We start from the raw sequence: 262 nt of genomic DNA, 5'->3' as shown, positions 1-262 counted from the left end.
TTACCTGAAGATACTTTCCCGCGTAGTGCTCACACAGATTGTCTGATAGAAGTAACGAGCAAAAGCAATACCTGTACCAGAGTCCCCATCGTCTAGAGGCCCAGGACACTGCCCTTTCACGGCTGTAACAGGGGTTCGAATCCCCTTGGGGACGCCATACTGATAACGAAGTGAAAGACGTTATCAACTATATCTCAAAACTGACTTTTAAAGTCACGTTTGAGATATTTGCTCTTTAACAATCCGGAACAAGCTGAAAAAT

The 262-nt window shown here is 44.3% G+C and carries 1 tRNA gene; it reads left to right on the top strand.

Annotation, left to right across the window (positions count from 1 at the left end):
- Positions 1-81: 81 nt before the first annotated feature.
- Positions 82-157 (top strand) — tRNA-Glu (locus tag IBT46_RS27125).
- Positions 158-262 lie beyond the last annotated feature (105 nt).

The organism is Erwinia sp. S38, assembly GCF_016624545.1.
GTDB classification, from domain to species: domain Bacteria; phylum Pseudomonadota; class Gammaproteobacteria; order Enterobacterales; family Enterobacteriaceae; genus Erwinia; species Erwinia coffeiphila.
Note: the sequence above shows the minus strand (reverse complement) of the source record. Positions and strands in the feature narration are given on the sequence as shown.